Annotated in this window: 12 protein-coding genes; 5 read left to right on the top strand and 7 right to left on the bottom strand. The window is 55.1% G+C overall.

Annotated elements, in window-relative coordinates:
- Nucleotides 1–202 precede the first annotated feature (202 nt).
- Both pdeH and NNN71_RS01325 read left to right on the top strand, forming a co-directional pair.
- Nucleotides 203–973, top strand: coding sequence for a cyclic-guanylate-specific phosphodiesterase (gene pdeH / locus NNN71_RS01330; protein WP_163446834.1), 771 nt, complete (start codon nt 203–205; stop codon nt 971–973).
- Between the two features lie 76 nt (nt 974–1,049).
- The gene (locus NNN71_RS01325) at nt 1,050–3,110 is read left to right on the top strand and encodes an AsmA family protein (protein WP_271457709.1); all 2,061 of its coding nucleotides are present in this window, start codon (nt 1,050–1,052) and stop codon (nt 3,108–3,110) included.
- Between the two features lie 50 nt (nt 3,111–3,160).
- On the opposite strand, the gene NNN71_RS01320 is transcribed toward NNN71_RS01325, so the two are convergent.
- The 3 genes from NNN71_RS01320 to NNN71_RS01310 form a co-directional block, all read right to left on the bottom strand.
- Nucleotides 3,161–4,477 (bottom strand): MFS transporter, encoded by a 1,317-nt coding sequence (locus NNN71_RS01320; RefSeq protein WP_271457708.1) that lies wholly within the window; start codon nt 4,475–4,477, stop codon nt 3,161–3,163.
- 263 nt (nt 4,478–4,740) lie between these two features.
- Nucleotides 4,741–5,703: an inner membrane protein YhjD gene (gene yhjD, locus NNN71_RS01315; protein WP_223882138.1), complete on the bottom strand. Its 963-nt coding sequence runs from the start codon at nt 5,701–5,703 to the stop codon at nt 4,741–4,743.
- A gap of 91 nt (nt 5,704–5,794) precedes the next feature.
- A complete protein-coding gene (locus NNN71_RS01310) occupies nt 5,795–6,694 on the bottom strand; it encodes a LysR family transcriptional regulator (RefSeq protein ID WP_167574866.1) in 900 nt (299 codons plus the stop codon).
- Between the two features lie 119 nt (nt 6,695–6,813).
- Here NNN71_RS01310 and NNN71_RS01305 point away from each other — a divergent pair, with 119 nt between their 5' ends.
- Nucleotides 6,814–7,572 (top strand): SDR family NAD(P)-dependent oxidoreductase, encoded by a 759-nt coding sequence (locus NNN71_RS01305; RefSeq protein ID WP_271457707.1) that lies wholly within the window; start codon nt 6,814–6,816, stop codon nt 7,570–7,572.
- A gap of 330 nt (nt 7,573–7,902) precedes the next feature.
- The gene (locus NNN71_RS01300) at nt 7,903–8,529 is read left to right on the top strand and encodes a response regulator transcription factor (protein ID WP_271457706.1); all 627 of its coding nucleotides are present in this window, start codon (nt 7,903–7,905) and stop codon (nt 8,527–8,529) included.
- Here the strand turns inward: NNN71_RS01300 and NNN71_RS01295 are convergent.
- Both NNN71_RS01295 and NNN71_RS01290 read right to left on the bottom strand, forming a co-directional pair.
- Nucleotides 8,506–8,949 carry a lysozyme gene (locus tag NNN71_RS01295; protein ID WP_163446826.1) on the bottom strand — a complete coding sequence of 148 codons (444 nt, stop codon included), beginning with the start codon at nt 8,947–8,949 and terminating at the stop codon, nt 8,506–8,508. The genes NNN71_RS01300 and NNN71_RS01295 overlap by 24 nt on opposite strands.
- 53 nt (nt 8,950–9,002) lie before the next feature.
- Nucleotides 9,003–9,548, bottom strand: coding sequence for a GNAT family N-acetyltransferase (locus tag NNN71_RS01290; RefSeq protein ID WP_271457705.1), 546 nt, complete (start codon nt 9,546–9,548; stop codon nt 9,003–9,005).
- 136 nt (nt 9,549–9,684) lie between these two features.
- On the opposite strand from NNN71_RS01290, the gene NNN71_RS01285 reads away from it, so the two are divergent.
- Nucleotides 9,685–11,277: an STY4199 family HEPN domain-containing protein gene (locus tag NNN71_RS01285; protein WP_271457704.1), complete on the top strand. Its 1,593-nt coding sequence runs from the start codon at nt 9,685–9,687 to the stop codon at nt 11,275–11,277.
- 74 nt (nt 11,278–11,351) lie between these two features.
- Here NNN71_RS01285 and NNN71_RS01280 read toward each other — a convergent pair whose 3' ends face one another.
- Nucleotides 11,352–12,239 carry a bestrophin family protein gene (locus NNN71_RS01280; RefSeq protein WP_167574870.1) on the bottom strand — a complete coding sequence of 296 codons (888 nt, stop codon included), beginning with the start codon at nt 12,237–12,239 and terminating at the stop codon, nt 11,352–11,354.
- A 3-nt stretch (nt 12,240–12,242) separates the two neighbouring features.
- A complete protein-coding gene (locus tag NNN71_RS01275; protein WP_271457703.1) occupies nt 12,243–12,662 on the bottom strand; it encodes a hypothetical protein in 420 nt (139 codons plus the stop codon).
- Between the last annotated feature and the right edge of the window lie 208 nt (nt 12,663–12,870).

Genomic DNA, 12,870 nt, shown 5'->3' with positions numbered 1-12,870 from the left:
TTTCGTAGTGTGCGCTGTGGCTATTCGATGGTCAACTATATTAAAACAACGTTCCATTATTTTTTTTGAGCTAGCGCGTGTTACGACGTATTTGTCATCAATACGGAAAAATAAAATGCCCACGATGGACATAAAGTTCTCAATGGCGACGCCGATAACCTAAACACCAGACCCTCAGACCCTCTATTCACAGGAAGCTTAAATGACGTTAAAGCAGGTGAGCCAGCGGGCGAGAGTTCCTGATACGGAGCCAGAAAGCCTACAGCAGCTGCGTTATTGGCAAGAGTGTGAGCGCGTCTATACCTACCAGCCTATCTACACCACGCAAGGCCGCTTGATGGCGATCGAAGTGCTAACGATAGTGACCCATCCCTCTCAACCGCAAAAACGTATTGCCCCGGATCGTTACTTCGCCGCAGTCTCTATCGGTCAGCGGATCCACGTCATCAAAGAACAGGTGGCGATGCTGGCAAAAAAGAAATCATTTTTTGAACAGAATAAGGTGCTGGCGTCGGTTAACGTCGATGCGCCGACGCTGCTGGAAATGCGCCAGGACCGGATACTGAGAACGATGATTGAAACGCTGCCGTGGCTGCGCTTCGAGCTGGTAGAACATATGCCGCTGCCGCAGGACTCTTCGGTGGCCTCGCTGTGTGAATTCGGCCCGCTGTGGCTGGATGATTTTGGCACCGGCATGGCCAACTTCTCGGCGCTGAACGAAGTGCGCTATGACTACATCAAGGTGGCGCGCGATCTGTTCATCATGCTGCGCAAAACCCCGGAAGGCCGCAAGCTGTTCATCCTGCTTCTGGAGCTGATGAACCGCTACTGTGAAGGGGTGATCGTGGAAGGCGTGGAGACGCTGGAAGAGTGGCGTGAAGTGCAGCAGTCGCCAGCACATGCGGCGCAGGGCTATTTTCTTTCTCGTCCAATACCCTTTGCTCATCTTGAAGAGGTGTTTTTGTCCCTTTGAATCAGGCTGTTTCCGGTAATTCCATCTGTCTGGTCTATCTTTAGGACAGGCAAGGGAAGAAGCGAGGAAGCAGAATATGACCAGAGCAGGCAAAATTACCGCCACAGTAGCAGGGACTTTCTTGTTGTTGATCGTCGTACTCATCGTGGTGATAGCGACCTTTGACTGGAACCGACTCAAACCGACCATCAACCAGAAAGTCTCTACAGAACTTAACCGTCCGTTCGCTATCCACGGTGATTTAGGCGTGGTGTGGGAGCGCCAGAAACAGGAAACCGGCTGGCGAAGCTGGGTACCCTGGCCGCACGTCCATGCGGAAGATATTACGCTCGGCAACCCGCCGGATATCCCCGGGGACACGATGGTCCATCTCCCCCGGGTGGAAGCCACCCTCGCGCCGCTGGCGCTGCTGACCAAAACCGTCTGGCTGCCGTGGGTTAAACTGGTGAAACCCGACGCGCGGCTGATTCGCCTGTCAGAAAAAAACAATAACTGGACCTTTAATCTCGCCGGGGACAAACAGCCGGACTCCAACGCACAGCCCTCCAGCTGGTCTTTCCGCCTCGATAATATTCTCTTCGACCAGGGACGGATCGCGATTGATGACAAGGTTAGCAAGGCGGATATCGAGATCCTCGTCGATCCGCTGGGCAAGCCGCTGCCGTTTAGTGAGGTGACGGGCACTAAAGGTAAAAACGAAAAATCCAATGTGGAAGATTACGTTTTTGGACTGAAGGCGAAAGGGCGCTATAACGGCGAACCGCTGAGCGGCACGGGGAAAATTGGCGGCATGCTGGCGCTGCGCGGCGCGGATGCCTCGTTCCCGGTGCAGGCCGATTTCCGTTCCGGTAATACCCGGGTGGCGTTTGCCGGGGTAGTGAATGACCCGATGAAAATGGGCGGCGTCGACCTGCAGCTGAAATTTTCCGGCGATTCGCTGGCGGATCTGTATGACCTGACCGGCGTACTGTTGCCCGATACGCCGGCGTTTGAGACCGATGGTCGGCTGGTGGCGAAAATCGATACGCAGAAGTCATCGGTCTTTGATTACCGTGGCTTTAACGGACGGATTGGCGACAGTGATATTCACGGCTCGCTCAGCTACACCACCGCTAAGCCGCGTCCGAAGCTGGAGGGCGATCTGGAGTCGCGCCAGCTGCGGCTGGCGGATTTAGGCCCGCTGATTGGCGTTGATTCCGGCAAAGGCGCGGAACAGTCGAAGCGTGCGGAGCAGAAAAAGGGCGAGAAAAGCATTCAGCCCGCCGACAAAGTGCTGCCGTATGACCGCTTTGAAACCGACAAATGGAACGTGATGGATGCCGACGTGCGCTTCAAGGGCCGACGTATTGAGCACGGCGGCAGCCTGCCGATTAGCGATCTCTCCACCCATATTGTGCTGAAGAACGCCGACCTGCGTCTGCAGCCGCTGAAGCTTGGCCTGGCGGGTGGCAGCATCAACGCCAACGTTCATCTGGAAGGGGATAAAAAGCCGATGCAGGGGCGGGCGGATATTCAGGCCCGCCGCCTGAAGCTGAAAGAACTGATGCCGGACGTTGAACTGATGCAGAAAACGCTCGGTGAGATGAACGGCGATGCCGAGCTTCGGGGAACCGGTAACTCTGTGGCGGCGTTGCTCGGTAACAGTAACGGCAACCTGAAGCTGCTGATGAACGACGGCTTAATCAGCCGCAACTTGATGGAGATCGTCGGGCTGAACGTCGGTAACTACATTGTCGGGCAGATTTTTGGCGACGATGAAGTGCGGGTGAACTGTGCGGCGGCCAATCTCGACATCGTCAACGGCGTGGCGCGCCCGCAGATTTTCGCCTTCGATACTGAAAACGCGCTCATCAGCATTAGCGGAACGGCGAGCTTTGCCTCTGAGCAGCTGGATTTAACCATCGACCCGGAAAGTAAAGGCATACGCATTATTACCTTGCGCTCGCCGCTGTACGTGCGCGGCACCTTTAAGAATCCGCAGGCTGGGGTGAAAGCGGGGCCGCTTATCGCCCGCGGCGCAGTCGCTGCGGCGCTGGCGACGCTGGTCACGCCGGCCGCCGCGCTGCTGGCGCTGATTTCCCCCTCCGAAGGCGAGGCAAACCAGTGCCGAACGATTCTGACCCAGATGAAGAAGTAAGAAGGAGCAGGCCGGATAGGGCGCTGTGGCACCGCTATCCGGCAAATCAATTACAGCGACTGATGGCGCGTCTCATGAGTTAACAGCAGCGCAATCAGCGTTAGCGCGGCCATGCAGGCCAGATAGATGCCAACGGCGGCCAGCCCATAGTTCGACTGCAGCCATGCCGCGATATACGGCGCGACCGATGCGCCCAGAATCGACGACACGTTGTAGGAGAAGGAGGCTCCGGTATAACGGACTTCCGTCGGGAACAGCTCCGGCAGCAGCGCTCCCATCGGGCCAAAGGTCAGCCCCATCAGGCTCAGGCCCACCAACAGATACAGCATAATCAGCGCCGGGTTCCCGGAGCCCAGCAGCGGCTGGAAGAAGAACAGCGCGAAAATAATAATCAGGCTGGTAATGACGATCATGCTAGGGCGGCGACCAAAACGGTCCGCCAGCAGGCCCGCGATTGGCACCATTACGCCAAAGCCAATCACCGCCAGCATCAGCATCCACAGCACTTCGTTACGCGGCAAACCCAGACCGTGTGGCACGGCGGCGGTACTGTAGGTCATCGAGTAGACGGTCATGATATAGAACAGCGTATAGGTCGCCAGCATGATAAAGGTACCGAGGACCGTCACGCGCACGTGTTTGCTGAGCAGCGTGCCCATCGGCACTTTCACCTGTTTCTTCGCGGCGGCCACTTTGGCGAATACCGGCGTTTCATGCAGCGACACGCGAACGTACAAGCCAATGATCACCAGCACAGCCGAGAGGATAAACGGCACGCGCCAGCCCCAGGTCATGAACTGCTCGTCGGTCAGCAGCCAGGAGAGCAGCAGGAAAGTGCCGTTCGCAAAGAAGAAGCCAATCGGCGCGCCCAGCTGCGGGAACGAGCCGTACAGCGCACGCTTACGCGGCGGGGCGTTTTCGGTCGCCAGCAGAGCCGCGCCGCCCCATTCGCCGCCCAGCCCCAGACCCTGGCCAAAGCGCGCCAGCGCCAGCAGCATCGGCGCCAGAATGCCAATGGATTCGTAACTCGGCAGCAGGCCGATCACCACGGTGGAGATCCCCATGGTAAGCAGTGAAGCAACCAGCGTCACCTTACGGCCAACGCGGTCGCCGAAGTGACCAAATAGCGCGGAACCGATAGGGCGGGCGACGAAGGCAATGGCGAAGGTTGCCAGCGATTGCAGCGTGGCCGCCGTCGGATCGCCCTGCGGGAAGAAGATGTGCGGGAAGACGATCACCGCTGCGGTGGCGTAAATATAGAAGTCGAAAAACTCAATGGCGGTGCCGATAAGCGAAGCCACGACGACTTTGTTACGCGAGTTAACCGGAGCGGTTGCCTGTTCGTTGTCGAGTGTTGTGCTGGTCATAGTGTTTTCTAATATTTATAGCGAACGAAAGGCCATATTAGACATAGCAAAAGCGACATTTCAATCTGTAACAGGATTGTAAAATGAGGCAAAGAAGGGGAAAAAGTGGATAATTTTTATACCAGGAAATTGGCATCCATGAAATGCTTCACATTTTTTATAACTTGGATGATAAAACTGGTTTTTTGTTAAATAAAAGTTACGGGCTGGATTTATATGCTGAAACGATGGACTGGGCTGAAGTTTTCAGCCCAGCGTCGCGCTTAGCTATGTGTTTTTCCCGGCATGCGCGGGTCATCTTTGTATTCTGCGGTGGCGATCCACGCGGCGCAGAACAGGGTCAGGCGGGCGAAGAAGTAGAAGAACGCCATCAGGCCAAGCACTGAACCAAACGCCGCGCCGGAAGGCGATTTCACCAGCGTTGGCAGCGTCCAGGTCATGATAATTTTAATCACTTCAAAACCGATGGCGGCAATAAAGGTGCCGCGAATCAATGCCTTCTTACGCGGACGATGGCGAGGCAGACGCCAGAAAATCCAGAAGAACAGCAGGTAGTTGGCGAAGATAGAGATCGCCAGGCCAATCAGTCGCCAGGCGGGTTTCAGCCACTCGATGCTGTCGAGGTACAGCGCGGAGATAATCATCTGCTGGGCGGAACCGGCCACCGAGGTGATGGACAGCGTGACAATCAGCGCAACCAACAGGCCAATCAGCGACACGAAGTCACGCAGGTATTTTACCCAGATGGCCTCCTGGTCCTGCGGCGTGCGTTCCCAGACGTCACGCGACTGCGCGCGAATCGCTTCGCGCAGATTACCCATCCAGTTCACGCCAGAGTAGAGGGCAATCCCCAGACCCACCAGGCCGACGGTGGTACGCTGCTGGACGGCGGTATTAATGGTGCTTTTTAAGGTCGCGGCCAGCGTCGGGTCGCTGACGTTGTTGAGGATTTTATTGAAAATATCCTGAAGTAGCGTGGGATGTGAGGCGAGGATAAAACCGGCGGCGGCAAACGACACCATCAGGATCGGAATCATCGATAAAAATGAGAAGTAGGTAATCGCCGCACCGAACTGGTTACCCATTCGGTCATTGAAGCGCTCGGCGGCGCGAATCAGGTGGGCGATGACCGGGCGGCGCTGAATCTTCTGCGCCGTGCTGGTGACGGTATCCAGCGCTTTGCTGGCCTTTTGCTGTAGACGTTTGTCGTTGTTTTCCGACGTCATCAGGGGAAATTTCCTTTTTATTGCTTTTACTTAAGTATAGAGGGTTCTGCGGAGTCGGTGCTGTTTGCCCCAACCGGACCCGGTGCCAGATTCAATCGACATAGTCGCGCAGCACCTCGGTTAACCACTCCATCAACACATGCACCCGGCGCGACAGGTTGCGGCGGTGAGGGTAAATCAGCGATACCGGCATCGGTTCCGCCCGATACTGCGGCAGAATTTCCACCAGTGTGCCGTCGCGGAGCGCATCGCGGATGCCAACTCGCGGAACCTGAATGATGCCCAGCCCTGCCAGACAGGCCGCATGGTAGGTTTCGGTACTGTTTACCGTCAGCACTCCGCCTGTTTTCACCCATTGCGTTCCGGTGTCCCTTGCCACTTCAAAGCCTTGCGGACGCACGCCGAGGTTTACCGCATAGTGTACCAGCGCATGGCTGCTGAGATCTTCCAGTGATTCCGGATAGCCGAAGCGGGCGAGATACGCCGGGCTGGCGCAGTTGATAATGGTGAGCTTACCGAGCGGGCGTGCAATCAGTCCCGAATCCTTCAGCGTACCGACGCGTACCACGCAGTCAAACCCTTCGCGAATCACATCCACCAGGCGATCGCTGCTGCTGAGTTCCAGTTCGATACCGGGATAGTGTTGCAAAAAGTCGGGCAGGCGGGGAATGACCACGTTCCGGGCGACAGCGACCGGCATATCCACCCGCAATCGACCACTGATGCTGCTGGGATCGTTCTGGAACATGCCGTCCAGCTCATCAAGATTGCTCAGGAGATCTTTAGCACGCTCAAAGTAGACCATCCCGTCCTGCGTCAGCAGCACGCGGCGGGTAGTGCGGTGCAGCAGGCGGCAGCCAAGGTGATTCTCCAGCGCCTGAATCTGTCGCGATACGCTACCTTTAGGAAGGCCCAGCGTGTCGGCCGCACGGGAAAAACTCTCCAGTTCGGCCACGCGGATGAATAGCTGCATTGCGTGAATTTTATCCATCAGAATGACCTATTGTTGTCGTAAGTGAGACAGTGAAGCGTAATTAGCAGTATTTATTGTTCTTTTATCACCTAATAAGCTTGTTCTCAACGTACACACCACCTGAAATGAGGTTTCCTATGAACCAGCGTATTGCGATTGTGACCGGCGGCAGCCGTGGATTGGGAAAAAATGCAGTGCTGAAGCTCGCCGCACAGGGAACGGATATTATTTTTACCTACAACAGCCAACGTGATGCTGCCCTGCAGGTTGTCGCCGAAGTGGAACAAACAGGGGCGAAAGCGGTGGCATTGCAGCTGAACGTCAGCGAAACTGCGAGCTTTACGGCATTTTCCGGGCAGGTGAAAACGCAGCTTAAGCAGGTGTGGGGGCGGGAGATATTTGATTATTTAGTGAACAACGCCGGTATTGGTCTCTATGCACCGTTTGCCGAGACATCGGAAGCGCTGTTCGATGAGCTGATGAACATTCATTTTAAGGGGCCGTTCTTCCTCACCCAGCAGCTTCTGCCATTGATGGCTGACGGCGGGCGCATTCTTAACGTTTCGACGGGGCTGGCGCGCTTTGCACTGCCGGGCTACGCGGCTTACGCGTCCATGAAAGGGGCGATGGAGGTCCTCACGCGCTACCAGGCAAAAGAACTCGGCGCGCGGGGAATCTCCGTCAACAGTATCGCGCCAGGGGCCATTGAAACCGACTTTGGCGGCGGACGCGTGCGTGACAACGAAGAGCTGAATAAATACGTGGCCTCGCAAACCGCGCTAGGCCGTGTCGGCCTGCCGGACGATATCGGCGACGCTATCGCCGCCCTGCTCAGCGACAATCTGCGCTGGATGACCGCGCAGCGTATTGAAGTTTCGGGTGGGATGTTCCTGTAAGCGCTACGCACTTTTCATATTGTGCTGAAATAAGTCCGAATTCGGGCTTATTTCATTTTGCGCTTTCTATTTTTCCTTCGGTAATCTACATTTCGCCAAATAATATTTATCATTAGCCCTTTCTCTCAGTTTTTCCTTAATCATGATGTGATGAGTTATGTGAATGCGTAATGGCGCTCTCAGGGTTGTAATTATTCATAATTATGATGTTTAGATCGCCGCTTATCTACGTAAAATGCCCCTGGCCAAACGGCGAGTTCTTATTTCATGCCGCGAGGATTACTCTTCCGGTCATTAAGAACAGTTTATTTTTTTAATGGGGAAACCGTTATGCAGGTAGTCATGTTTGACAGGCAGTCAATATTTATTCATGGAATGAAAATTAGCTTACAGGAACACATTCCAGGAATTGATGTTTGTGCCGTCAACCAGGCCGATGACCTGTGGCGGCAGTTGTTACAGCATCCGGATGCGCTGCTCATTCTGGATGGGGGAATGGACCCCGGATTTTGCCAGTGGTTGTTGCAGGAGAAGTTTCAGCAGTTTCCGGAGTCTAAATGCATCATCATCGTCAATGAATATAACCAGGCCTGGCTCAGCAATATGATGGCATTTAATGTGCAGGCGATTATTCCGCGCGATGCCAGCGTAGAGGTATTTGTACAAACCATCAAAAGCGTGATGCGCGGGTTAATTTGCCTGCCGGGCGACTGGCGGATGGAGTATGAGCAAACGAGACATGGGCTGGATAACTTAAGCCAGCGTCAGCGAGAAATATTAACCCTGCTGGCGAACGGAGAAACCAATAAAGAGATTAGCCGGACGTTGAATATTAGCGCCGGAACGGTGAAAGCCCACCTGGAGTCTTTGTACCGCCGCCTGGATGTGAAGAATCGTACCCAGGCGGCGATGCTGCTTAATCATCGCCAGGATTTACAGCCAAGCGGTCTGGAATAACGCGGCTTCAGCCTGGCGTTGGCGCGCCAGGCTGCTCTGTTGCTCTCCTGCGCGAAGCCACTCGGCCAGCGCGGCGTTAAAATCCTGGCGGTTAATCTCTTGTGTTATCGGTGATAGCTGAACGCCCTCAGGCCCGAGGCTAAAGGCCAGCGACAGCAGCGCGTCAAACTGATGCTGTTCCAGCGGTACGTTGATGCACTGAAGAAGCACCTGCCGATAATATTCCACGTCCCGTTCAAACAGCGCCTCTGCCTGCGGGTGGGTTAACAGCGTATCAAAGCGTTCCCGGTCATGAATAAGATGCCCATAGCCAATCACCCAAAACCCCTCCGCATCGCGGTATTTCTCCAGCGAAAGCCCCTGAAAACGCTTAATAAATGCCAAACCCTGCCGGCTCGGCATGGTGATGCCTGTGCTCATGATGCTCTCTCTCCCGGTAACGCGAGAAGTGTAAAAGAGCGGGGCTCACCCGCCTATTGGCCGGATGACGGTGAATTATCAAACTCGTGGTTGAGTAGGCCAAACAGCCAGTCGTTGTGCCACTGCCCGGCGAGGAAATAGCTCTCGCGCAGCTCGCCTTCAAGACGGAATCCGAGTTTTTCCAGGGTGCGGCGCGAGGCCATATTGCCCGCCGTGACCGTCGCGGTGAGCCGACGAATACCGCCGGTGCTAAAGGCATAGTCGCACACCGCACGCAGTGATTCAGTGCCGTAGCCTCTGCCCTGCGACTCAGGGGCGAATAAAAATCCCACTTCCGCACAGTCATGGTCGCGATGAATATAGCCGGTGATGCCGAGCGCCGCGTTCTGCCTGTCGCGAACCAGCAAACAGAGCCAGTGTGCGTCACCGGGCGACCAGTGAGGCAGTCGGGAATCAAAGGCGGCGCGGATCTCGCTCTCACTGCGTTTGTCCGCCACAAAGCGCATCACCTGCGGGTGCTGCTGAAGGGCGAGAAAGAAGGGCCAGTCGCGGTCGACAAGCTGTGTGCAGACTAAACGTTCGGTGGTGAGCGCGATCATAATTTCACATTCTGAGTGGGGGCACAGGACTGTTAATTTGCCTGATTTCGTCTATGGTGTAACGACAAAAATAACAGAAAAATAACATATTAACCCTAAGGCGAAACGGCCTTGCTGTTGGTGAAGGAACGTGAAGATGTCGACGTCGTCGCGTCAGGTTGGTCAGCACTTTGAGCATTGCCTGAGCATTATTCGCCAGGCCTCCATTGAAATACTCACTCTGCTTAAGCTCCGCGTGACGGAGGGTAAAGATCCCCGCTGGTTTCTGGAGCAGTTGGATCAGGCCCGGCTGAATCTCGGCGGCTGGGGCGCCGTTGCCCAACGCCTCGGCATCAACGACAGCCAGCTAAGTGAATTTATGCTGCAACTGCGCCACCTTCAGCAGGGGATCCCCTCGTATGAACACGGGCAAGGGGCGACGGAGAACCAGTTGATTGCGGCGCTGCGCTTTGTCGTAACGCTGGAACAAATCAAACAGCAGCAGCCTCTGCTCATGTTCAACACCGGCTATGCCAGTGACGGCGAACAGCTTCAGGAGCCAGCGCTGCGCCAGCTTCGGGCCGTTGAGCTGACTATCCGCGGCCTGATCGGCGAGGCCTGGCCTGATGAACCGCATTTGCATCATTTTCTGAAGTCGCAGTTCGGGCCGCAAGCGTGCGCCCGTTGGCACTCGCGAAGCCCGTCGGGCGAGATGCTTGACGGCATGACCTTCAGCGAGATGGCGCTGTTGCTTGTCGATAAGAAAACATTCTCCCGCCATTTTACTTCGTTCTTCAACTATGCGACCGCGCTGACGTTTCTGGTTGAGCAGCGCTTAACGCTGCATCTGTTTCTTGATGACATCCGGCGGATGCGAAATTCGGTACTTGCTCACCGGACGTTGGGGGAAATGGAGTGCCTGCTGCTGGACTTATACGCGCAGCAGATTGCCGCGCCGGTTCAGCGCGCCTATGAGCAGGGGCGCACCCGCGTTAATCCCGCCAGCCTGATGGCCGCAGACGGCGCTGAGGTCCAGCAGTTCTGGGAGCGGGCGCATGACTATGCGCGTGCCTACGGTCTGGATGGTCGGCCCATTCCCGACAGCATCGAGCGGCTGTCGCAGAAAACGCGACAGCGTGCCGATACGCGAGAACGCATTATTGCCGCCGTGCTGTGGAGTGCGGTCGGCGTAACCGTGCTGGTGATGGCGCTGGGCGGTATCTGGCTTCTCACCGCGACGCCAGAGGTGGTGCCGTCTGCGGTCTCGCCGATTGAAGAACAGGCGACCGCTGCGGAGGCGCGTGCGACGCCTTCGCCCCGTGAAATTCTGGCTCGGCGCGGGATTCTTTGGGACAGTAATGCGCTGCGTTCGGCGATCGACAGCAATAATATTGAGGTGGCCGAACTCTTTTTACGCGGCGGGATGAACTGGCAACTGGCCTGGACCGATCTGGCGATGTCCGCTGGTCATCAAACGGTGCTCAATCTGCTCTTACGCTACCGCCTGCAGATGGACGAGCCGAAGCCCTGCCGACGGTTTATCAATACCCTTACGCACGAGATGTCACAGGGAGCGCCGCTTAATACGGTGCGGAAATCCTATCTTCAGACCTTCTGCACGACCCCGGCGGTCGTGGCCCGCCAGCGGCAGGCGGTGGATAACGCGCAGCGGCGCAATCAGGCTACGGGTAATGCGGAAAGTAAAAAATGGCTGCTGATACAGCGATCTATCTATGAGGTGATTCGTTAAGAAGGATGCGCGACGCGCGATGGGACGGATGGTACACCCCGTAACCTCCACGCATCTCGCGTCACGCAATGCGATTACAGCAGACGATAGTGCGCGTCCGGTTTCAGTTTTGGCGGGATGAGGCTGTCTTTGACCATCTCCCGCAGATCTATCTCTATCGCGTTGCAAATGGCATTGAGCGGCAAGTCGTTATCTTCCGTACCAAAAGGGTCTTCCAGCTCAGTGGCAATCGCGTCGAGGGCCAGCAGCGCGTAGGTGGTGAAAATGGAAAATAGCAGCGTCAAAACGCCAAAGTCGTGAATCAGCAGCAGCGGATACACGGCGCAAAAAATCCCTACCGTACGATGCAGCAGCAGCGAATAGGCATAAGGGATTGGCGTGTTGCTGATGCGTTCGCAGCCGCCCTGAATGGTACTCATCTGATTCAGATAGTGGTTGAAATTGCGGTACACAAAATCATTTGGTCGATGCTGATACAGCCACTGCCCCACGTTTTGCAACAGCGCGTTGCAGGGCGTAGTAAGGTGCTGGTAGTCCAGCGCGCGGGAAATCGGCACCGGTCCGTGGCGCAGCTTGGCTTTCAGCGTGGTGCAGTAGGTGACGATCAAATCCAGCACCACTTTTTTCTCTTCTGCGCTGGTATTGGTGGTGTTAATAACTTCACGCATTAACGAGCGGCTGACAATCAGCAAATCCCCCCACAGCTTGCGAGCTTCCCAGTAGCGAAGCCACGCCGTGTTATTGCGAAAGCCAAGAAACACCGATATCGAAATAGAGATACCAATAAAGTAGAACGAGCTTTCCTTTGCCATAATGCCGTGCAGGTGCAATAGCGGCAGCACAAACAGATAGGCAATGTTGAGCATGATAAAGAAGCAAAGCTGAGGCGAGATTTTTCGCATGATGGAGCCGCGCCACGAGAATAATTTACGCAGCCAGCTTTGCTCTGGCCTGACAATCATGGTTTACGCCTTTTCTACTGACAGCGCTAAAAGAGTGTCGTAGACCACCTGCAGGCGTTCGAGATAGTGCGTAAACACCCCGGTTTTATCCTGAACGGGAATGCAGCGATCAAGATTGCCATGTACGTCGATACAGGCTGGCGGGAGCTCAATACGTCCCAACGTCCCGGATTCGACCTCAAACTGGATCTGGATTTCACCAAACATGCTTGAGCGGATGATATGAATATTAACACCGCTAAATACGCTGATGCTTAAGCGACCTTTTTCGCTGGGTTGAATTTGGTGATGATACATGCGCTCGGAGGCGGTGATTTGGGTGATAAGCTCCATGGAATAGGTATTCCAGAATTTATCCATTTTATTGAGGTGGTTGAAAATCAGCAGTGATTTTTCTTCCAGAGAGGTAGCGATATTCGTCATCTTTGGTATCCGCAGCGCGCGAAGCGCCCTATCCTGAATGTAATCTATAGCGGCGCGAATGGTTATGTCGTGCGCATGTTTATGTCTATATAGGATGGGTAATCTGGCAATTGCATTAATTAAGTGCGCTAACAAAATAACATATTTCGGATGCGATGGCGTGATTGTAAAACGTCAATAATAAAGTACTTGGTCTATACTTATTATT

Origin of the sequence: Kluyvera sp. Awk 3 (genome assembly GCF_028069715.1) — a bacterium.
GTDB lineage: Bacteria > Pseudomonadota > Gammaproteobacteria > Enterobacterales > Enterobacteriaceae > Kluyvera > Kluyvera georgiana_A.
This window is presented reverse-complemented; position numbering and strand designations above follow the sequence as displayed.

Coding starts and splice junctions, on each gene's coding strand:
- NNN71_RS01310 (WP_167574866.1), bottom strand. CDS start 6,694: ATGGATAAAATTCACGCAATGCAGCTATTCATCCGCGTGGCCGAACTG.
- NNN71_RS01275 (WP_271457703.1), bottom strand. CDS start 12,662: ATGACGAATATCGCTACCTCTCTGGAAGAAAAATCACTGCTGATTTTC.
- pdeH (WP_163446834.1), top strand. CDS start 203: ATGACGTTAAAGCAGGTGAGCCAGCGGGCGAGAGTTCCTGATACGGAG.
- yhjD (WP_223882138.1), bottom strand. CDS start 5,703: ATGACGTCGGAAAACAACGACAAACGTCTACAGCAAAAGGCCAGCAAA.
- NNN71_RS01300 (WP_271457706.1), top strand. CDS start 7,903: ATGCAGGTAGTCATGTTTGACAGGCAGTCAATATTTATTCATGGAATG.
- NNN71_RS01280 (WP_167574870.1), bottom strand. CDS start 12,239: ATGATTGTCAGGCCAGAGCAAAGCTGGCTGCGTAAATTATTCTCGTGG.
- NNN71_RS01290 (WP_271457705.1), bottom strand. CDS start 9,548: ATGATCGCGCTCACCACCGAACGTTTAGTCTGCACACAGCTTGTCGAC.
- NNN71_RS01285 (WP_271457704.1), top strand. CDS start 9,685: ATGTCGACGTCGTCGCGTCAGGTTGGTCAGCACTTTGAGCATTGCCTG.
- NNN71_RS01295 (WP_163446826.1), bottom strand. CDS start 8,949: ATGAGCACAGGCATCACCATGCCGAGCCGGCAGGGTTTGGCATTTATT.
- NNN71_RS01320 (WP_271457708.1), bottom strand. CDS start 4,477: ATGACCAGCACAACACTCGACAACGAACAGGCAACCGCTCCGGTTAAC.
- NNN71_RS01305 (WP_271457707.1), top strand. CDS start 6,814: ATGAACCAGCGTATTGCGATTGTGACCGGCGGCAGCCGTGGATTGGGA.
- NNN71_RS01325 (WP_271457709.1), top strand. CDS start 1,050: ATGACCAGAGCAGGCAAAATTACCGCCACAGTAGCAGGGACTTTCTTG.